The organism is Pseudomonas hygromyciniae (assembly GCF_016925675.1).
In the GTDB taxonomy this organism is placed as follows: domain Bacteria; phylum Pseudomonadota; class Gammaproteobacteria; order Pseudomonadales; family Pseudomonadaceae; genus Aquipseudomonas; species Aquipseudomonas hygromyciniae.
This window is the reverse complement of the sequence record NZ_CP070506.1, coordinates 799,969-819,163: the sequence shown is the minus strand read 5'-3', so window position 1 is coordinate 819,163 and position 19,195 is coordinate 799,969. Positions and strand designations below refer to the sequence as shown.

Annotated in this window: 14 protein-coding genes and 1 pseudogene; 7 read left to right on the top strand and 8 right to left on the bottom strand. The window is 61.7% G+C overall.

Going from position 1 to position 19,195, the window contains the following annotated elements:
• The first annotated feature begins 98 nt into the window (after positions 1-98).
• On the top strand, positions 99-605 hold the full coding sequence (locus JTY93_RS03440) for a hypothetical protein (protein WP_205476596.1): 507 nt from the start codon (positions 99-101) through the stop codon (positions 603-605).
• Positions 606-778: 173 nt separating this feature from the next.
• Here JTY93_RS03440 and JTY93_RS03435 read toward each other — a convergent pair whose 3' ends face one another.
• The 3 genes from JTY93_RS03435 to JTY93_RS03425 form a co-directional block, all read right to left on the bottom strand.
• Positions 779-1,969 (bottom strand): benzoate/H(+) symporter BenE family transporter, encoded by a 1,191-nt coding sequence (locus JTY93_RS03435; protein WP_070994406.1) that lies wholly within the window; start codon positions 1,967-1,969, stop codon positions 779-781.
• Between the two features lie 53 nt (positions 1,970-2,022).
• Positions 2,023-3,525 carry a MocR-like pyridoxine biosynthesis transcription factor PdxR gene (gene pdxR / locus JTY93_RS03430; protein ID WP_205476595.1) on the bottom strand — a complete coding sequence of 501 codons (1,503 nt, stop codon included), beginning with the start codon at positions 3,523-3,525 and terminating at the stop codon, positions 2,023-2,025.
• Between the two features lie 90 nt (positions 3,526-3,615).
• Positions 3,616-4,074 (bottom strand): GNAT family N-acetyltransferase, encoded by a 459-nt coding sequence (locus JTY93_RS03425; protein ID WP_205476594.1) that lies wholly within the window; start codon positions 4,072-4,074, stop codon positions 3,616-3,618.
• Positions 4,075-4,267: 193 nt separating this feature from the next.
• On the opposite strand from JTY93_RS03425, the gene JTY93_RS03420 reads away from it, so the two are divergent.
• Positions 4,268-5,683, top strand: a complete 1,416-nt coding sequence (locus JTY93_RS03420; RefSeq protein ID WP_205476593.1) for an ArnT family glycosyltransferase — start codon at positions 4,268-4,270, stop codon at positions 5,681-5,683.
• Positions 5,684-5,686: 3 nt separating this feature from the next.
• Here JTY93_RS03420 and JTY93_RS03415 read toward each other — a convergent pair whose 3' ends face one another.
• Positions 5,687-6,910, bottom strand: a complete 1,224-nt coding sequence (locus JTY93_RS03415) for an OprD family porin (RefSeq protein ID WP_205476592.1) — start codon at positions 6,908-6,910, stop codon at positions 5,687-5,689.
• Between the two features lie 172 nt (positions 6,911-7,082).
• Between JTY93_RS03415 and JTY93_RS03410 the strand changes: the two genes are divergently transcribed.
• The 5 genes and pseudogenes from JTY93_RS03410 to JTY93_RS29865 all read left to right on the top strand — a co-directional run bounded on the left by JTY93_RS03410 (position 7,083) and on the right by JTY93_RS29865 (position 13,745).
• Entirely contained in the window at positions 7,083-7,976 is an 894-nt protein-coding gene (locus JTY93_RS03410) for a LysR family transcriptional regulator (RefSeq protein ID WP_169995225.1), read from the top strand.
• A 385-nt stretch (positions 7,977-8,361) separates the two neighbouring features.
• Positions 8,362-9,801, top strand: a complete 1,440-nt coding sequence (locus JTY93_RS03405) for a YfcC family protein (RefSeq protein ID WP_205478853.1) — start codon at positions 8,362-8,364, stop codon at positions 9,799-9,801.
• A 19-nt stretch (positions 9,802-9,820) separates the two neighbouring features.
• Positions 9,821-11,641 carry a CocE/NonD family hydrolase gene (locus tag JTY93_RS03400; protein ID WP_205478858.1) on the top strand — a complete coding sequence of 607 codons (1,821 nt, stop codon included), beginning with the start codon at positions 9,821-9,823 and terminating at the stop codon, positions 11,639-11,641.
• A gap of 184 nt (positions 11,642-11,825) precedes the next feature.
• Positions 11,826-12,842 (top strand): annotated as a pseudogene (locus JTY93_RS29870) (methyl-accepting chemotaxis protein); the annotation flags it as partial.
• 39 nt (positions 12,843-12,881) lie between these two features.
• The gene (locus tag JTY93_RS29865) at positions 12,882-13,745 is read left to right on the top strand and encodes a methyl-accepting chemotaxis protein (protein WP_375373165.1); all 864 of its coding nucleotides are present in this window, start codon (positions 12,882-12,884) and stop codon (positions 13,743-13,745) included.
• Positions 13,746-14,880: 1,135 nt separating this feature from the next.
• Here JTY93_RS29865 and JTY93_RS03390 read toward each other — a convergent pair.
• From JTY93_RS03390 to JTY93_RS03375, 4 genes are all read right to left on the bottom strand, one after another.
• Positions 14,881-15,249 (bottom strand): glyoxalase superfamily protein, encoded by a 369-nt coding sequence (locus JTY93_RS03390; protein ID WP_205478852.1) that lies wholly within the window; start codon positions 15,247-15,249, stop codon positions 14,881-14,883.
• Between the two features lie 92 nt (positions 15,250-15,341).
• Positions 15,342-16,796: an N-acyl-D-amino-acid deacylase family protein gene (locus JTY93_RS03385; RefSeq protein ID WP_205478851.1), complete on the bottom strand. Its 1,455-nt coding sequence runs from the start codon at positions 16,794-16,796 to the stop codon at positions 15,342-15,344.
• Position 16,797: 1 nt separating this feature from the next.
• A complete protein-coding gene (locus tag JTY93_RS03380; protein ID WP_205478849.1) occupies positions 16,798-17,658 on the bottom strand; it encodes a MurR/RpiR family transcriptional regulator in 861 nt (286 codons plus the stop codon).
• Between the two features lie 26 nt (positions 17,659-17,684).
• Positions 17,685-19,088, bottom strand: coding sequence for a GntT/GntP/DsdX family permease (locus JTY93_RS03375; protein ID WP_169995238.1), 1,404 nt, complete (start codon positions 19,086-19,088; stop codon positions 17,685-17,687).
• Positions 19,089-19,195: the final 107 nt, after the last annotated feature.

The window sequence follows — 19,195 nt, the reverse complement described above, 5'->3', positions numbered from 1 at the left end:
GAAGTTTATACTCCCCGCTGTTTTATCTGACCAAAAGGCAAGCCAGGGGACGATGGACCACGCTTGCACACCGTTTTTATGCAGGGAAGCCATTTGAGTTGAGTAAAAAATCTATCCTCTCGCAGTTGCTCGTCGGCACTGCTCTGCTACTTTTTGCGGTCACGATTGTGAACTGGCTGTTCCATATCGACCTGGTGGTGTACTTCAATGCGCTGACCGTAAAGATCTACCAAGTGAGCTCGACTGCGTTGGCCGTGGCGGGGTTTGCGTTGATGGTGTGGCGCAGGAACCCTCGCCTCAAATACACCCCGCTCCACTGGCTGAAGGTCGCGGGCGGCACGTGGGTCCTGTCGTTGCTGCTGGGCGTGGTGGTGTTGTCCTATCTGACTTATTGGTCGAGCACCCTCCCGGTCAGCTATGTCGCACCCTACGAATATGCCTCCAGCGGCAAGCGCAGCTGCACCGGTGCAACGGTCTACGATCAAGAAGTGGCGAAGAAAATCAGGGTTTGCCACCCCGGCGCGCTCAGGGATGGCGGTGAAATACGGGTCGAAAAACTCAGCGGCCCAATGGGGATCGTCGTGCAACAAGGTCATCTCCTCTGACAGAAGTCCCCTGTGGCGAGCGGGCTTGCCCCGCGTTGGGCTGCGAAGCGGCCCCAAAACCAGCCTCCGCGGTGTGTCTGTTACGGCGCATTCGGTTTATTGGGGCTGCTTCGCAGCCCAACGCGGGGCAAGCCCGCTCGCCACAAAAGCCCTATCAGTTGGGATTTATGGGGCTAGGCCAGCGCCCGGCGCCCACCATGAATCACCCCATGCACCAACAACCCCGCCACCAGCCCCCAGAACGCGCCGCCAATCCCCAGTAACGTGACATTGGCCGCCGTCGCCAAAAAGGTGATCAGCGCCGTTTCCCGAGTGCGGGTATCGGCCATTGCATTGGCCAGGCTTGAACCAATGGCGCCGAGCAGCGCCAGGCCCGCCAAGGTGGTGATGAATGCGCGCGGCAGGACCATGAACAAGGTCGCCAACGTCACGCCAAACACCCCGACCAGGATGTACAACGCCCCACACACCAGCCCGGCGATGTAGCGTTTGGAGGGGTCCTGATGGGTATCGCGCCCGGTGCAGATCGCCGCCGTGATTGCCGCGACGTTGAACGCATGAGCCCCGAACGGTGCCATCAGCAAAGAGCCCAGGCCCGTGACGGTGATGATCGGATTGGCACTGGTCTTGAACCCGTCGTTGCGCAGCACCAGCATGCCGGGGATGTATTGCCCGGTCAGGGTGATCACGAACAGCGGCAAGGCCACGCCAAAAAACGCCGCGATGGAAAAATGCGGCATTTCAAACACCGGTGCCGCCAGTTGCAGTTCAAGGCTGTGCAAGTCGAGCCGCTGCTGGGCGAGCAGCAGCCCCAGGCCAATCAACAGAATCCCGACCATCGCATAACGTGAAGTAAAGCGGCGCAGCACCGCGTAGGCCACCACCAGCACGATCACCAACAGCGGGTCTGCACTGGCACCACCAAACGCCGCCACGCCAAACTGCAGGAGAATCCCCGCCAGCAAACCCGCCGCAATGCCACCGGGGATCAGCCGCACCAAGCGCTCAAACGCACCGCTCAGGCCCAGGACGATAAAACCGATGGCGCACATCACGTAGGCGCCAATCACCTCGGCATAGGGAGTAAACGGCATGACTGTCGCCAGAAACGCCACACCCGGCGTCGACCACGCCGTGATGATCGGCTCGCGGTAGCGGTAGCTCAACCACGCACCGGTCACGCCCACGCCAATACTCACCGACCAGACCCACGAAGCGGTTTGTGCCGCGCTCAGTTGCGCCAGGTGCGCGGCCTGGAACACCAGGACGAAGGTGCCGGCGTAATTGACGATGACGGAAATCAGCGCACTGATGCTCGGTGACAGGTAATCGGCGAGGCGCAAGCGTGGGGCGGGTCGGTTCATGGCGCATTCCTTTTGTTAAGGCCGCAAAGGCTAACAAGCACCGGACCGTCCTTTCAGTCCACTTCGCCACCTTGCACCAGACCACCCTTGAGCACCTTGGCCAACTGCCGGCTGGCGCTGTCGATTTCACCGGGCGTCAGCGCCGAGAACCCCAGCAGCCAGCCGCCCCTCGCCGGCGGCTGGGCGTAGAGCCGAGTCAGGCCTGGCAATTGGATACCCACCCGCGCCGCCTGGCGAATGGTCTCCAGCTCCGACCACCCCTCATGCAACACACAAGGCAACTGCAAACCACCGGGCGGCAAGCTGGCGGTGACCACATGGCTCAAATGGCGCTCAACCGCTTCGGCCATGGCATCCCGTCGCTCGCCGTAGATTTTGCGCATCGCGCGTATATGGCTGCCGAAATGTCCATCGTTCATGAAACGCGCCAGGGTCAACTGGGCGATTTGCGGGGTGTGGCCGTCGAGGATGCTGCGGGCGTAGGTCATGGGTTTGACCAACTCCCGGGGCAGCACCATAAAGCCCATGCGCAATCCCGGGTACAGCGACTTACTGAAGGTGCCGAGGTAGAGCGTGCGCTGGTAGTTGTCCAGGCCCTGCACGCAGGCGGTCGGCAAGCCTTCGTAATGAAACTGGCTGTCGTAGTCGTCCTCGATGATCCAGCCTTGGCGTTGCTCGGCCCAGGCGATCAGGTCCAGGCGCCGTTCAAGCGCCAGGGTCGCGCCAGTGGGGTATTGATGGGACGGCGTGACATAGACCGCATTGGCGCCGCTGCGGTCGGCGCGCAAGGCGTCGATGCACAGGCCTTTGGCGTCCACCGCCACCGGTACCACCTTGAGCTGGGCCATTTCAAACGCCTTGCGGGCGCCGAAGTAACCGGGGTCTTCCATCAGGATCGGCTGGCCGCTGTCGACCAGCACCTGCGCACACAGGTACAGGGCCTGACGCGTGCTGGACAGCACCAGCACCTGATCCGGCGTGACCCGCGCACCGCGTTCCAGGTTCAGGTAGTCGGCGATGGCCTGGCGCAGGGGTTCAGCGCCTTGCGGGTCGCCGTGCAACAGCAGGTTCGGGCGGTAGTCCTTCAACGCCTGGCGGTGCAGGCGCTCCCAGATGCCCACGGGAAAGGTGCGCGTTTCCGGCAGCCCCGTGGCAAACGCCTTGACCACCTGCTGGTCGCTGACGCCGCCGCTGGCGAGGATCTGCGCGCCCCTGGCACTCAGCGCCGGGGCCTGGTTCGGCACCAGCGGCTGGCGCTTGCGCGCACCCCGCAGGCTCGGCCCGATTTTCTCGGAGACGAAACTGCCCGAGCCTTCGCGCCGGCTCAGGTAACCGTCCAGTTGCAGTTGGACGTAGGCCATTTCCACGGTATCCCGGGAAATGCCCAGTGACTTGCACAGTGTGCGCGTCGCGGGCAAGCGGCTGCCGGGCGCGAGGACGCCCTCGAGGATCAATTGGCGCAGCACGCGTTGCACCCGCACCCGCAAATCCAGCGAGGCCAGCTTGGGGTCCGTCAGACGGATCTTCAGCGTGTCCAGTTCCAGGTTGTGGGTCATTGACTTGGCCAAGGGCTAAAAAACCATGCATCTTTGTGCGAAGCCGCCGATATGTCCACGACCAATATCGGCGAACTGAGCGGGCGGGCGTTACAGGGCCATGCGGTACTCGATGCAACCCGAGTCTTCGGCGATCCAGTTGTAGAGTTTTTGCGCGCGCTTATTGGTCTGCTGGGTATGCCAGTACAAACGTGCGCAGCCGTGATACTGCGCATAGCGCTGGACCCATTCGATCAGCAACTTGCCGGTACCGCCACCGCGTACCGTGGGGGCGACGTACAGGTCTTCGAGGTAGCAAAAGTCAGCCACCGCCCAGGTCGAACGATGCAACAGCGCGTGCACCAGCCCCACCAGCTCATCGCCCTGTACCGCTACCGCGCAGGCCATGGCTTCATTGGCATCGAGCAAGCGGCTGAAGGCAGTGCGGGTCGTGGTCTCATCCAGGGACACTTGATAAAAGTCCTGGTAGGCCAGCCACAGTTGCAGCCACTGCTCATAGTCCTCGGCTTGCACGGCTCTGACCACGATTGCCTGTGGATCGTTACTCATCGCATTCTCCTATAGGGAATGCCCGTTCCGGTGTGGATCGGGACCCGGCAATGGTAGGTTCCCGAGGCAACGGTAAACCGACCACTTCCAGGCCACCGGGCAGGCCAATCCACAACGGGATCTACGTTCACAATTTGTTAAGGATTGCCTTCGTATACTCCAACGCTGCCCCCTCGCATCCGGTAACCCACCCATGACACGCCCTGCCCCACTGTTGCTGCTGCTTGCCGGTTTGCTGTTCTTCGTTGCCCTGGGCAACCACGAGTTACAAGGCTCCACCGAAGCCCGGGTGGCCGGGATTGCCATGGCCATGCACCTGGACAATGACTGGGTGGTGCCGCGCCTGTTCGGTGAGCCATTCCTGGAAAAACCACCCCTGAGCCTGTGGCTGGATGCCGGGGCGATTCGCCTGTTTGGTGCCAGCACCGGCGCGGTACGGCTGGCCTCGGCGTTTGCCGGCTTGTTCAGTGTGATGCTGCTGTACGGCATGCTGCGCAGGTTCGGGCGGCCCACGTCGCTGGCGTTTTGCGCAGCGCTGGTGCTGGCGACCATGGCCAGTTACTGGAGCAATGTACGCGGCGTGGGTGAGGATGCGTTGCTCAGCCTCGGCGTGACCCTGGCCCTGCTGGCGTTCTACCAGGCCACGCGTCCCGAGTCCCAACACCGCGCCAACGTCGGCAGTTGGCTGCTGTTTACCTTGGGGATGGCGATTGCCACCTTGAGCAAAGGCGTACTGGGGCTGGCGATGCCGGGGATTGTGATTTTTGCCTATCTGGCTTGCACCAGCCTGATGGACAAACGCTTGCAACTCAGCCAGTGGCTAAAACCGGGGGCCTTCACTTTGCTTGCGCTGGTGCCGTTGTTGATCTGGCTGGGCTTTCTTTATCAACGGGGTGGCATGCAGGCGGTCGGTGAGGTGTTGTGGACCAACAGCGTCGGACGCTTTAGCGGCTCCTTCGTCGAAGCCGGGCATTACGAGCCCATCTACTACTACCTCGCCAAATTGCCCGAAGCCTTTTTGCCGTGGAATATTCTGGTGTACCTGGGCCTGTGGCACTTTCGCAAAAGCCTGGCGAGCAATCGTTACCTGCTGTTTTTCAGCCTGTGGCTGGTGGCGCAATTTACCCTGCTGACCTTCGCATCGAGCAAACGCGTGGTGTATCTGATGGCCGTGACACCGGCGGCGGCGGTCCTCGCCACCGAGTATGCCGCGGTTCTGCTCCAGCGCCTGCCCACCTATCGCCGCAGCTTGATCACCGGGGCGTTTGCCCTGGTGATCGCCTGCTACCTGGGTGCAGCAATCTGGTATGCGCCAAAGGCCGACCGGCGTGAATCGTTCGTCCCCCTGACCAGCCAGATCCAGGCACTGCAAGCCCAAGGCCATAGCGTGGTGCTCTACCAACCCAATGAGCGCGTGGCGGGCGCCAGCGTGTTTTACACCCAGAGCCACCTGCCGATCCTGCAGTCGCCAGCGCAACTGCGCGCCTATCTCGATGCCAAGCCGGGCAACGTGGCACTGCTGGACCGTATCGAAGAGTTGACGATCCCGGTCACCACCCGCCAGCAAATCAAAGTGGGCAGCCGCCCCTACTCCTTTGTCGAACAGTAAGGCCTACCAGAGCGCCAGGTCGTACGTCAGGTAGACCCGGTAGTTGTCACGGTCACTGGCATAGGTGGAACGGTAGGTGGCCTTGCGCAACTCAACGCCCAGGCCTTTGAAGGTACTGTCCTGGATCACGTAGCGCAGGTTGGTGTCGGACTCCCACTCGCGGGCTTCGCGCCCTTTGAAGTCGCCGTTCTGGCCCTTGTAGTAACGGGTCATGAAACTCAGGCCCGGCAGCACGGCGGCGAAATCGTAGTCATAGCGCAGCATCCAGGTTTGCTCACCGGCCTGGATGAACTTGCCGACCCCGGCGTTGCTGAACGAGTACACCGTCGACACGCTGGCGTAGGGCAACGCAGTGTCGCCGCTGACTTTCTGGTAGCCAACGCCCAATGCCTGCGGCCCCAGCTTGTAGGTGAACAGGCCGCTGAACATGTCGCTGTCGACCTTGCCGTTGCGCGCCTCGCCGGCTTCATTGCTGATGAAATAACGCAGATCGCTGGTCAGGCTGCCGGGGCCCAACGGCTGCTTGTGCACCAGGCCAAGGAATTGCTGGCGATAGAATTCGCGCATTTCCCCATAGTACCAAGTGCCACTGAGGCTCGGCGTGAAGGCATAGCTGGCGCCGGCGAAATCGAAGTCACTGCCCTTTTTGCCGCTGTAGCCCTGTGGATAAATATCCACGCTGTCGGTGGAGTTACGCAGCTTGAATTGATCCAGGTGCCCGCTGTGCAGGTACAGGTTGCGGATGCCGGTGTATTCGATCTGAGTGCCGCGAAACGTCTGCGGCAACAAGCGACCATCGTTGTGTACCAGTACCGGGATCTTCGGCAGCAACGTGCCCGTTTTCAGCACGGTAGCGCCGATGCGCATTTTTGCGGTCACGCCAAGGCTTGAGAATTCATTGGCGGCGCGCCCGTCATCATGGACCGGCAATAAACCGGTACCGGCGTGGGTGCGGCTGGAGTCGAGCTTGATCCCCGACAACCCCAGGGCATCCAGGCCAAAACCTACGGTGCCTGCGGTATAGCCCGATTGCAGGTTGAGCAAAAAGCCTTGCGCCCATTCCTTGCGGTCTTCGCCACCATCGCGATAACCGTCGTTGAAATAGTAATTGCGCAGGGTCAACTTGCCATGGGAGTCCTCCCAGAAACCCTGGGCCATCAGCGCCGGCGACAGACTCGCCAGCAAGCCTGCGGTGACCACGCCGCCCCTCGTGAAAAGCTCACGCATCAGTGTTTCCTCAATGCCGTATTGTCGATTTTTATGGGCAATTGCTCCGTGTGCCAGGCTGGACGCCAGGTCACATTGGGGCGGACACTAACGGCTTGCCGAACGCCCCACAACGTTATGCGAGAAGCGCATGACGCTATGCGCAAAGCCGCCCTTCGACAGGAAATCCACGGTGAACCTCAAGCAACTCGAAGCCTTCAAGGCGATCATGTCCACCGGCTCGACCATCGGCGCGGCCACGCGCATGGGCTTGTCGCAGTCTGCGGTCAGCCGCCTGTTGAGCCAGTTGGAAGACGCCCTGGGGTTTGCCCTGTTCCTGCGCAAAAAGGGCCGCCTGATGGCCACGCCAGAGGCCGAGGAATTACTCACCGAAGTCGCAGGATTGGTGGACGGCATGCAACGCATCCAGCGCCTGGCCGATGAAATGCGCGTAGGCCGCTCACGCAAAAGCCTGCTCAAGGTCGGCGTGCCTACCAGCATGACCCAGGAGTTGTTGCCGCGTATTGTCGCGGACTTTCTCAAGGACCATGAAGACATCGTGGTCGAACTGCTGACCGGCTCCTACGACATGATCGAGCGCGCCGTACTGGACCGCTCCGCCGACCTGGGCTTTGTGCGCCTGCCCACCGAGATGCCCGACTTCGATGTCGAGCCGGTGCTGCACACCGAAGGCGTGTGCGTGATGCCGGCCGACCATCCACTCAGTCGCCACGAGTTCATTGAGGTGCAGCATCTGCGCAATGTGCCGCTGGTGATGCTGGGCCGGCAGCGGGCGCTGCGTACCGAGTTGAACCAGATGTTCCGCGCCGCCAACCTCACGCCCCAGGTGCGGGTCGAAGTGCACTCGGTGGGCGCCGCCTGCAGCTTTGTCGCCGAAGGTCTGGGGGTGTCGATCGTCAATGGTTTGCTGGCCAGCCACTTCATGCATCTGCCGATTGTCAGCCGCCCGTTTCGCCCGGCGTTGCCCTATGCATTCGGCCTGGCATTTCGTGCCGACGAGCCGCGCTCACAGCTGGTGACGGCCTTTGCCGACCACCTCAAACAGCGGCTAAATCTGAGCACATAGACCCCAGAGTGTTTGTTGTGAAGAGCAGGCTTGTTGTGGCGAGGGGGCTTGCCGGAACGCCGTATCGCCCCCGCTGGGCTGCGCAGCAGCCCCAATAAGATCGCCGCTTTTTTTCAGGTAGACCTTAGCGCCTGGGTTTGGGGCTGCTGCGCAGCCCAGCGGGGGCGATACGGCGTTCCGGCAAGCCCCCTCGCCACAAAAAACCACATTGCCACAACAAGCAACCCTGCTAACCACAACAAAAACGCATACCCCAACCCACCCCACGCATAACGTTGTGGCCGGCAAAACTTTGCCCTAGTGTCCGCCCAACCAAGCGTCACTACCCACAACAATAACAGCGCACGCACCCCGCTCAGACGGGGGCCGCGCCGGGGCCGCCAGCATGACCGAACCGCAGATCCTCCGTACCCCGCCGCCCACCGAGACGGCCGCAGACAAACCCGCGCAACGCAAGCAAATCAACCCGGCAATCATTCTGCTGAGCATCGTCCTGCTCACCGTGGCCTTCACCTATGCGGTCAACGCCGGCAAGTTCCAGCGCCAGAATGGCCTGGTGGTACCCGGCTCGTACCAGGTGCTGGAAAAGCAGGATTCCTTCAGCCAACTGTTCTCCCTGGAACCGCGCAAGGCGGGCGATACAACGGCCCGCCCGGTGTCGCTGGTGGAAGGTTTCATGGCCATTCCCCAAGGCATCGAAAAGCGTGCGGCGCTGATTTTCATGGTGCTGTTCATCGGCGGCATGTTCGGCGTGCTGAACAAGGCCGGGGTGATCGATGCCGGGCTGGAGCGCCTGCTGGGGCTGACCCGGGGCAATATCTACGTGTTGGTACCGAGCCTGATGCTGGTGTTTTCCGCCGGCAGTACCTTTATGGGACTGGCCAAGGAATTCATCCTGATCGTGCCGTTAATGGTAGCCATGGCCAATCGTCTCGGGTTGTCGAACCTGATTGGCCTGGCCATCGTCACGATTTCGGTGAAGATCGGTTACCTCGCCTCCATCTCCAACCCCGTGGCCTTGTCGGTGGCCCAGCCAATGGTCGGCCTGCCGATTTTCAGCGGCTTGAGCATGCGCGTCGCGGCCTATTGCACCTTCCTGCTGGTGGGCATCGCGTTTGTGTTGTGGAGCATTCGCAAGCACGGGTTTGATGCCAGCGCGCAGATCACCTTCGAGAGTAAACCCCTGCCCGTGCGTCATCTGCTGAACCTGCTGGTGCTGGGTGGCGGGATTGGTTTTCTGGTCTATGCCTCGAACCGCTGGGGCTGGAAGTACCATGAGCTGTCGGCGTTCTACCTGCTGCTGACCGTGGTCTTCGCGCTGATCGCCGGCCTGGCCGCCAGCACCGCCGCCAGCGCTTTTGTCGACGGCATGAAAAAGGTCCTGATCGCCGGCGTCCTGATCGGCCTGGCGACCGCCGTGGAAATCATCCTCAGCACCGGCCAGGTGCTGGACACCATCGTCAACAGCCTGGCCAACCTGGTGGGCGATCACGGGCCCGTGGTGTCGGCCTACGGCATGTTCTTCGCGCAACTGGGGCTGGACGTGCTGATCCCCTCCACCTCCGGCCAGGCCGCCGTGACCATGCCGATCTTCGGCCCGCTGGGCCAGTTGTCCGGGGTCAGCCCACAAACCACCGTCTTTGCCTTTTTGATGGGCAACGGCCTGACCAACATGATCACCCCGACCTCCAGCGGCCTGCTGGTACTGCTGGCCACCGCCAACGTCGGCTGGGGCCAATGGGCGCGCTACATCCTGCCGCTGTTCCTGATCTATGCGGTGCTGGCGATGGTGCTGTTGGCCATTGCAGTGCAAACCGGATATTGAGTCGATGAGTGTTTTACCTATGCGAACCCTGCACAACCAGATGATCGCCATGCGCGATGGCATCCACCTGGCCACCGATATCTACCTGCCGGCGGGCGGCGAGGGGCCGTATCCGGTGGTGATCGAACGTACGCCCTATGACAAGAGCAAACCGTCGCGCTCGGAAAAGCAGCTCGACGGCCAGCACATTTCCCGTGAACAAATGGCGGCCCGCTTTACCGCCCAGGGCTTTGTCGCAATCTTCCAGGATTGTCGCGGGCGCTACGCCTCCGAAGGGGTGTTCACCAAATACACAGCCGAGGGCGAAGACGGTTTCGACACCCTGGCCTGGATCGTCCGCCAGCCATGGTGCAACGGCAAGATCGGCAGCATGGGCCTGTCCTACGCGGCGCACACCCAACTGGCGATGGCCTGCCTGCATCCGCCGGGCCTGGGCAGCATGGTGCTCGACAGCGGCGGCTTCGCCAACGCCTACCAATGCGGGATTCGCCAGGGTGGTGCGTTTGAACTCAAGCAGGCCACCTGGGCGTTTCGCCAAGCCAAGGAAAGCCCGGCGGCGCTGGCCGACCCGCAGGTGCGCCAGGCGCTGGAAGACGAGGATATCCACGAGTGGTTCCGCCGCATGCCCTGGCAGGCGGGCCAATCACCGTTGCGTCATGTGCCCGAGTACGAAGCCTATCTGCTGGAGCAGTGGGCCCAGGGCAGTTTCGGCCCCTACTGGCAGAAATCCGGAATTTATGCCGAAGGGCATTACGCCGGCTTGCCGGATATTCCGGTGCTGTTCATGTCCAGTTGGTACGACGCTTATGTCAGCTCGACCCTGGCCAACTACACCGCCTTCAACCGAGCCCGCCGCGCACCGCAGCAATTGATCATGGGCCCGTGGCTGCACGGCGACCGCAATATCAGCCACAGCGGTGATGTCGAGTTCGGTGCCCAGGCGGCCTTTGACGGCCAGGTGGCGCAGGATTGGTTGAGTTGCCGTCTGCAATGGTTCGAGCAGTCCCTCAAGCCTGGGACGCAACCACCGCAGGCCCAAGTGAAAGTGTTCTTGATGGGCGGCGGCAGCGGCACGCCGGATGAAAACGGCCGCCTGCAGCACGGCGGCCGTTGGCTGCAGGGCGAGCAATGGCCGCTGCCCGGCACCCAGTCGCTGACCTTGTACCTGGATGCGCAGCGGCAATTGACCGAGGTTGCGCCCAGCGCGGGCGAGGCCGTCTTGGGTTACTACGCCGACCCGGCCAACCCGGTACCGACCGTGGGAGGGGCATTGACGTCCGGCGCACCGATTTTTGTCGGCGGCGCCTTCGACCAGCGCGAGCGCGCCGACTTTTTTGCCAGCCGGGGCGACAATCGCCCTTTGTCCGAGCGCGACGATGTGCTGAGTTTCCAGACCGCGCCCCTGGACGAAGACCTGGTCGTAGCCGGTCCCGTGCAGATCGAACTGTGGGTCGACAGCGACGCGCCAGACACTGACTTCACCGCCAAGCTGGTAGATGTCTACCCGCCGAGCGCGGCGTATCCGCAGGGCTTTGCGATGAACATCACAGACGGCATCCGCCGCTGCCGTTATCGCGACGATTGGGAGCAGCCCAAACCGCTGGCACCCGGTGAGCGGGTGAAGCTGACTATCGAGCCATTCGCCACCTGCAACCTGTTCAAACAAGGTCATCGCCTGCGCCTGGACATATCCAGTAGCAACTTCCCGCGCTTCGACGTCAACCCCAATAGCGGCGAGGCCGAGGGCCAGGCCCGGCATCCGCGCATTGCTCACAATCGTGTGCACCTGAGCCGGGATGCCGCGTCATGCCTGGTCTTGAGCATCCTGCCGAACGATTGAGCGCCCTGTAGGTGCCGGCTTGCCGGCGCCTACATCGCTATCAATGACCGCTCATCCGCGAATCCGGCATTGATTAAAAAACCGTTTCAGCTCTCGCCCCGCCTGCCGATACCCCCTGTCTATCCATCGGCTGGGCGACCTTCCAGCAACTGATGTACACGCAATCTGTTCCTGGAGGAATTCGATGAATACATGGTTTGGCAACATCAGCGTCAACTTGAAACTGGGCCTGGGCTTCGGCCTGGTGCTGGTGCTCACCTCGATCCTCGCGATCACCGGCTGGACCAGCCTGGGCAGCCTGATCGACCGCAGCAACTGGATGAGCGACATCACCCAACTCAACGCTTCGCTGACCAAACTGCGGATCGTGCGCCTGCAATACATGCTGGCCAACGGCGACGAGGACGTGGCGCAGAATGTCCAGGCCAGCCTCGACAGTTTTGCCGCGCAGCAACAACAGCTGATCAACAGCTTCAAAAGCCCGGAAAACCTCAAGCTGCTCAACGAGCAGAAAGACACCATCACCGCCTACCGGCAGTCGCTGAACAAAATGCGCGAGGCTTACCGTAACGGCAACGCAGCACGCCAAACCATGGGCGAGCGTGCCGACGCCGCAGGCCTGGTGATTGCCGCCCTGGACCGCAGCGTGCGCCAGATGCCCGAAAGCAGCGAGCGCTTCGCCCAGTACGAAGCGATCAACCACGCCAAGGAAGAGTTCCAGGTCGCCCGCTATGAAGTGCGCGGCTATACCGGCAACGTCAACCCGGAAACCGAGGCCCGCGCGGCGGCGCAAATCGAGTCGGCGATCAATGGCCTCAAGGGCTTGAAAGACGTATTCGGTCAGTCCCAGCAAACCGAGCTGACCGCCCTGGAAAACGCTTTGGGCGCTTACCGCAGCGCGGTGCAGGCCTACAAGGCCGCCAATGCCAATATCGTCCTCGCCCGTCAGGAAATGACCGTGCAAGGTGCCGATATCGTGTCGCGCAGCGAAGCGCTGTATGACATCCAACTGCAACGCCGCGATGCAGAAAGCGTCCAGGCCCGTAGCCTGCAACTGATCAGCACCGTGCTGGCCCTGTTGGTGGGCATTATCGCCGCGCTGGTCATCACCCGGCAGATCACCCGCCCACTGCAGGAAACCCTGGCCGTGGTCGAGCGCATCGCGTCTGGCGACCTGAGTCACAACATCCGGGTGACCCGCCGCGATGAACTGGGCGTGCTGCAACAAGGTATCCAGCGCATGGGCACCACCTTGCGCGAGCTGATTTCCGGTATTCGCGACGGCGTCACCCAGATCGCCAGCGCCGCCGAAGAACTGTCGGCCGTGACCGAACAGACCAGCGCCGGGGTCAACAGCCAGAAGATCGAGACCGATCAAGTGGCCACGGCAATGCATGAGATGACGGCCACCGTGCAGGAAGTCGCACGTAATGCCGAGCAAGCGTCCCAGGCCGCCTCCACCGCCGATGGCCAGGCCCGCGAAGGCGACAAGGTGGTGGCCGAAGCCATCGCCCAGATCGAACGCCTGGCCGATGAAGTGGCGCGCTCCACCGACGCCATGGCCCATCTGCAACAAGAGAGCAACAAGATCGGCAGCGTGATGGACGTGATCAAGGCCGTGGCCGAACAGACCAACCTGCTGGCGCTCAACGCCGCGATTGAAGCAGCGCGCGCAGGTGAAGCCGGGCGTGGGTTTGCCGTGGTGGCCGACGAGGTCCGTGGGCTGGCCCAGCGCACGCAGAAATCCACCGAGGAGATCGAAGGCCTGGTCGCCGGTTTGCAAAATGGCACCCAGCAAGTGGCCAATGTGATGAACAACAGCCGCAGCCTGACCGACAGCAGCGTCGAATTGACCCGCAAGGCTGGCGTCTCCCTGGAGAACATCACCCGTACGGTGTCGAACATCCAGTCGATGAACCAGCAAATCGCCGCCGCCGCCGAACAGCAAAGCGCCGTGGCCGAAGAAATCAGCCGCAGCATCGTCAATGTGCGCGATGTGTCGGAGCAGACCGCAACCGCCAGCGACGAGACCGCCAAGTCCAGTGTCGAGTTGGCACGCTTGGGCAGCCAGTTGCAGCAGATGGTCAGCCATTTCCGGGTGTAAACAAAAAGCCGCCCCGGCCAAAACCGGGGCGGCTGCGCTTCTCAGGCCTTAACGGTCATCGAAGCTGTCTCGCAGGAATTTCCAAACGTGATAAACACGCAGGCAATTCACTACGAGGTCCCACGTACGTCGTGCAAACTTGGACATACTCGGCCCTCCTAGAGTTGGGCCTTACCTCCAGCGCACTTACCGGAACACGTGAGCCTTTGGACGCTAGTCGACTGCGTCTTTTGAGGTGGCCGGGAGATTTATTGCAGCCTTTTGCACCTGAAATTGACGCGAAAAAAAGCGCCAGAAACCATCAGCACCGATCATCGCTCAATCTTGCAGGCCGATATGAACAGCGCTAACATCCGCGCGAGTCGATTGCGTCTTTTGAGATAGCAACCCCAGCCACTAACTGGGATTGCAATAAAAAACCGCCCTGCAAAGGCGGTTTTTTATTGCCTGCCATTTGTCGATCAGGCCTGGCCTTCCTCGACAATTCCAACCGAATAGCAAAAAGCCGCCCCGGCCAAAACCGGGGCGGCTGCGCTTCTCAGCGCCTTAACGGTCATCGAAGCTGTCTCGCAGGAATTTCCAGACGTGATAAACACGCAGGCAATTCACTACGAGGTCCCACGTACGTCGTGCAAACTTGGACATACTCGGCCCTCCTAGAGTTGGGCCTTACCTCCAGCGCACTTACCGGAACATGTGAGCCTTGGGATGCACATCACTGCTTCCTTTGAGGCGGCCGGGCTTTGGTTCCTCCCGCGTGAATCCGGCACGGATTACTAGCCCGTGGCGGTCGGTCCAGAATTCGAGCGCATACCCAGCCTCACCTACCAAACGACAAACGCAGAACAGGGGCGATACTAACCAAGATCCCAGCCCAAGGTGTGACGAGCGTTCATCAAACACTCTTTAGTTCCCCAGTGTTTTATTACCATTTTTTGCATCTGTATTTGGATCAAGTCAGGCATCAAAACCGAACCATGCCGATTGTCGCCAAGCCTTGCGAGTTCCCAAAACCATAAGTAGTATTTGTTCGCACGTCACTGCTTCCTTTGAGCACGCAACCCCAGCCACTAACTGGGATTGCAATAAAAAACCGCCCTGCAAAGGCGGTTTTTTATTGCCTGCCATTTGTCGATCAGGCCTGGCCTTCCTCGACAAATACCAGCCGATTGCCAAATGGATCCTTGATGCTCATCTCCCGCGTGCCCCAGGGTGTTTCTTCGATTTGCGGCTTGGCAAAGCGGTAGTCCTTGGCCTGCAATTGCTGCTGGTAAGCGTCCAGCCCCTGGGCCTGGATACGCACCGCGGCGCCTGGTGAGGCATCACCGTGGTGCTCGGACAGGTGCAGTACACAGGCACCGAGCGACACTTGCAGGTACAACGGAAAATTATCTTCGAAGCGGTGCTGCCAATCGACCTTGAAGCCAAGGAAACCGATATAAAACTCCTCAGTCTTGGCCTCATCGAAGGTCCGCAAGATGGGGGTGACTGTTCCTAACTGCATGGCGACGGCTCCCTGTTTTGAAGCAGCCACTATAAGCAAGCACCCCACCTGTGGCGAGCGGGCTTGCCACGTTAGTGCCCTTCGCCCTGAAATCAGAACCCTGCGCGCAAATCCCCGCTGCGCGCCAGAAAACGCCCCGCCCGCTGGCCGTTCGCCTGCCCGTCGAGGTAGCTCAGCACGCCGTTGATCCACACCCCATCTATCCCTTCGGCAGCCCGTTGCGGGTCCTTGAAGTCGGCCACATCCCGCACCCGCAATGGGTCGAACAACACCAGGTCGGCCCAGTGCCCTTCGCGGATTTCACCGCGCCCGGCCAGGCCGAAGCGCGCGGCCGACAGGCCAGTCATTTTGTGTACTGCCGTGTGCAGCGGGAACAAGCCCAGATCGCGGCTGAAATGTCCGAGCACCCGTGGGAAGGCGCCCCACAAGCGCGGATGGGGAAACGGGTCTTCCGGCAAACCATCGGAGCCCACCATCGACAGCGGATGGGCGAGGATGCGCTGCACATCGGCCTCATCCATTCCGTAGTACACCGCCCCCGCCGGTTGCAAGCGGCGGGCGGCGTCCATCAAGGACATGTCCCACGCAGCGGCGATATCCTGCAGATCCCGCCCACCCATTTGCGGGTGCGGTGTCGACCAGGTGATGGTGATACGAAAGGCATCGGTCACTTGCTTGAGGTCCAGGGTCGAGGAACTGGCAGCATAGGGATAGCAATCGCAGCCCACCGGATGGCTCTTCGCCGCCTGCTCCAAAGACGCCAGCAACTGCGGACTGCGCCCCCAATTGCCTGCGCCGGCGCACTTGAGGTGGGAGATGATCACCGGGGCCTTGGCATGGCGGCCGATCAGGAACGCCTCGTCCATGGCCTCCAGCACCGGCTCGAATTCACTGCGCAAATGGGTGGTGTATACCGCACCAAACGCGGTCAGTTCTTCACTCAGTTGCAGCACTTCGTCGGTGTCGGCGTTGAACGCGCTGGCGTAGGCCAGGCCTGTGGATAAACCGAGGGCGCCGGCTTCAAGGCTTTCGTGCAATTGCACGCGCATCAACGCGATTTCAGTCGGCGTGGCGCTGCGCTGCAGGTCGTCCATATGGTTGCTGCGCAGCGCCGTATGACCGATCAACGCAGCGACGTTGACCGCCGGCTGGGCGTGTTCCACGGCGGCGCGGTAATCGGTAAACCGCGGATAGACAAACGCCTGGGCCTTGCCCAGCAGGTTCATCGGGTCCGGTGGGTCGCCGCGCAGGCTGACCGGCGAGGCGCTGATGCCACAGTTACCGACAATCACCGTGGTCACGCCCTGGCTGAGCTTGGGCAGCATCTGCGGCTGGCGGATCACCACGGTGTCGTCGTGGGTGTGCACGTCGATAAAACCCGGCGCCAGTACGCGGCCACTTGCCTCGATCTCATGCTCACCCTGGGCGGCCGACAAATCGCCGATCGTCTCGATACGCCCGTCGCGCAACCCCACGTCAGCGATATACCCCGGCGTGTTGCTACCATCAATGATCAGCGCCTGGCGAATCAGCGTGTGGTACGTCATCTCAATCTCCAAGCGGCAGGCTGTCAGGGCCACCGCGATAGTCGTCCAGGGCCAGCTTGATCCGGCGCAGGCGTTCCTGGTTGTCGTCCGGCCTGGCCAGAGCCAGCTCAGTGGCAAGCACGTCAATGGCCAGCAGCATTCCGTAGCGCGCCGCAGTGGGTTTGTAGATAAAACTGGTTTCGGCCGGTTGCAGCGGCAGCAGTACGTCGGCCAACTGCGCCAGCGGCGAGTCGGCCAGGGTGATCGCGACGATCCGTGCCCCATAGTTGCGCGCCAGCCCCACCACGCCCAGCAGTTCGGGCGTGAGGCCGGTGAGGGAGCAGACAATCAATGCGTGCTCGGCGCTCAATGTGGCGGCTGTGACCCGCATCATCACCGGGTCGCGGCACGCGGCAATTGGGTAGCCCAGGCGTACCAGGCGCACCTGCAATTCTTCGCTGCACAGGCTCGACGGGCCGCCCATGCCAAACGCGTGGATCATCCGCGCCTTGCCCAGCAGGTTCACGGCATCGACAAAACCTGCCTGGTTGAAGCCCGACAGATGCTGGCGCAGGGTCGCTTCGATATCACCGAGGATCTGCCGATGAAACGCCGACTGCTCGGGCAACCCCGCCGGGTCGAGGAAGCGACTGCCCACGCCGCTGGCCTGGGCCAGTTGCAGGCGCAGGTCGCGCAGGTCCCGGCAACCAACGCTGCGGGCAAAGCGCGACAAGGTGGCGGTGCTGACCTCGGCCCGCTGGGACAGCTCTTCCAGGCTGGCGGATGCGGCGAAGCCCACATCATCGAGCATCAGCCGGGCGATTCTCCCTTCGCCAGCGCTGAAGAAATCCTGGCGGGCGCGGATCTGGTAGAGGATGTCCATGGGGGCTCCGGGTTACAGGATCAGGCTCATAAAACAAGAGACAGGCCGTAGGTCAGGCCGAAGGCGACCAACGAAATCAAAGTCTCCAGCACCGTCCAGGTCTTGAAGGTCTGGATCACCGTCATATTGAAGTATTCCTTGATCAGCCAGAAGCCACCGTCGTTGACGTGGGAAAAAATCACCGAGCCTGCACCGGTCGCCAGCACCAACAATTCCGGGTGTGGATAACCCAGGCCCAGGGCCACGGGCGCAACAACGCCGGACGCGGTGGTCATGGCCACAGTGGCCGAGCCGGTGGCAATGCGCATCAGCGCGGCGAACAACCAGCCCATCACCAGCGGCGACAAGTTGAAGGCATTGGCCATGCCGAGGATTTCATGGGTCACGCCGGCGTCCACCAGGATCCGGTTCAAGCCGCCGCCCGCGCCCACTAGCAAGGTGATGCTGGCGGTCGGCGCCAGGCATTCGTTGGTGAACTTGAGGATCGACTCGCGGTTGAAGCCCTGGGCCAGGCCCAGGGTCCAGAAGCTGAGCAGGGTCGCTACCAACAAGGCGATCACCGAGTTGCCGATAAACAACAGGAACTGGTTGAAGCCGCTGCCGGGCGTAGAGATCAGGTTGGCCCAACCGCCGATCATCATCAGCACCACCGGCAACAGAATGGTGCCCATGGTCAGGCCGAAACTGGGCAGGCGGGTACGTGGCTCGCGCTCGATGAACTGGCGCTCCAGGGGGTTCTCGGCAGGCAAGTGGATACGCGGCACGATGAACTTGGCGTACACCGGGCCGGCGATGATCGCGGTGGGGATGCCGATCAAAATCGCATACAACACGGTTTGCCCGACCGAGGCGTTGTAGGCCAGCACCGCCATCATCGCCGCCGGATGCGGCGGCACCAGGGCATGCACTACCGAAAGACCGGCGACCATCGGCAGGCCGACCATCAGAATCGACACCCCCACGCGCCGGGCCACGGTAAAGGCGATCGGCACCAGTAATACAAAACCGACCTCGAAAAACAGCGGCAGCCCCACCAGGAAGGCAATGCACACCATGGCCCAATGGGCATTGCGCTCGCCAAAACGGTTGATCAGGGTACGCGCCACCTGCTCGGCACCGCCGGACTCGGCCATCATCTTGCCGAGCATCGTGCCCAGGGCCACCACCAGCGCGATATGCCCCAGGGTCTTGCCGACCCCGGCCTCATACGACCCCATGATCGTATCCGCCGGCATCCCGGCCAGCAGCGCCAGGCCGATGGACACCAGGGTGATGACGATAAACGGGTTGAGCCGGTAACGTGCAATCAGCACGATCAATGCAATGATGGCGATGGCAGCGTATGCCAACAGCCAGACGCCAGGTGATGTGGCCATGCGGTACTCCTCGGAAAGGGTCACGTCGAATTGGTTGTGAAACTCATAAATCATTACCGATGAGCTTTTTCAAATTTTATGAAAGTAATTTTCGCCCACAGATAAGCGCTGTCGCTTTGGGACATGCCCTCAGACCCGGGATGAAAATCAGGGGATAGTTC

Bases quoted from the DNA above. Each gene is read 5' to 3' on its own strand.
- JTY93_RS03435 (WP_070994406.1), bottom strand. From the start codon at position 1,969: ATGAACCGACCCGCCCCACGCTTGCGCCTCGCCGATTACCTGTCACCG.
- pdxR (WP_205476595.1), bottom strand. From the start codon at position 3,525: ATGACCCACAACCTGGAACTGGACACGCTGAAGATCCGTCTGACGGAC.
- JTY93_RS03425 (WP_205476594.1), bottom strand. From the start codon at position 4,074: ATGAGTAACGATCCACAGGCAATCGTGGTCAGAGCCGTGCAAGCCGAG.
- JTY93_RS03420 (WP_205476593.1), top strand. From the start codon at position 4,268: ATGACACGCCCTGCCCCACTGTTGCTGCTGCTTGCCGGTTTGCTGTTC.
- JTY93_RS03415 (WP_205476592.1), bottom strand. From the start codon at position 6,910: ATGCGTGAGCTTTTCACGAGGGGCGGCGTGGTCACCGCAGGCTTGCTG.
- JTY93_RS03405 (WP_205478853.1), top strand. From the start codon at position 8,362: ATGACCGAACCGCAGATCCTCCGTACCCCGCCGCCCACCGAGACGGCC.
- JTY93_RS03400 (WP_205478858.1), top strand. From the start codon at position 9,821: ATGCGAACCCTGCACAACCAGATGATCGCCATGCGCGATGGCATCCAC.
- JTY93_RS29865 (WP_375373165.1), top strand. From the start codon at position 12,882: ATGGGCACCACCTTGCGCGAGCTGATTTCCGGTATTCGCGACGGCGTC.
- JTY93_RS03390 (WP_205478852.1), bottom strand. From the start codon at position 15,249: ATGCAGTTAGGAACAGTCACCCCCATCTTGCGGACCTTCGATGAGGCC.
- JTY93_RS03385 (WP_205478851.1), bottom strand. From the start codon at position 16,796: ATGACGTACCACACGCTGATTCGCCAGGCGCTGATCATTGATGGTAGC.
- JTY93_RS03380 (WP_205478849.1), bottom strand. From the start codon at position 17,658: ATGGACATCCTCTACCAGATCCGCGCCCGCCAGGATTTCTTCAGCGCT.
- JTY93_RS03375 (WP_169995238.1), bottom strand. From the start codon at position 19,088: ATGATTTATGAGTTTCACAACCAATTCGACGTGACCCTTTCCGAGGAG.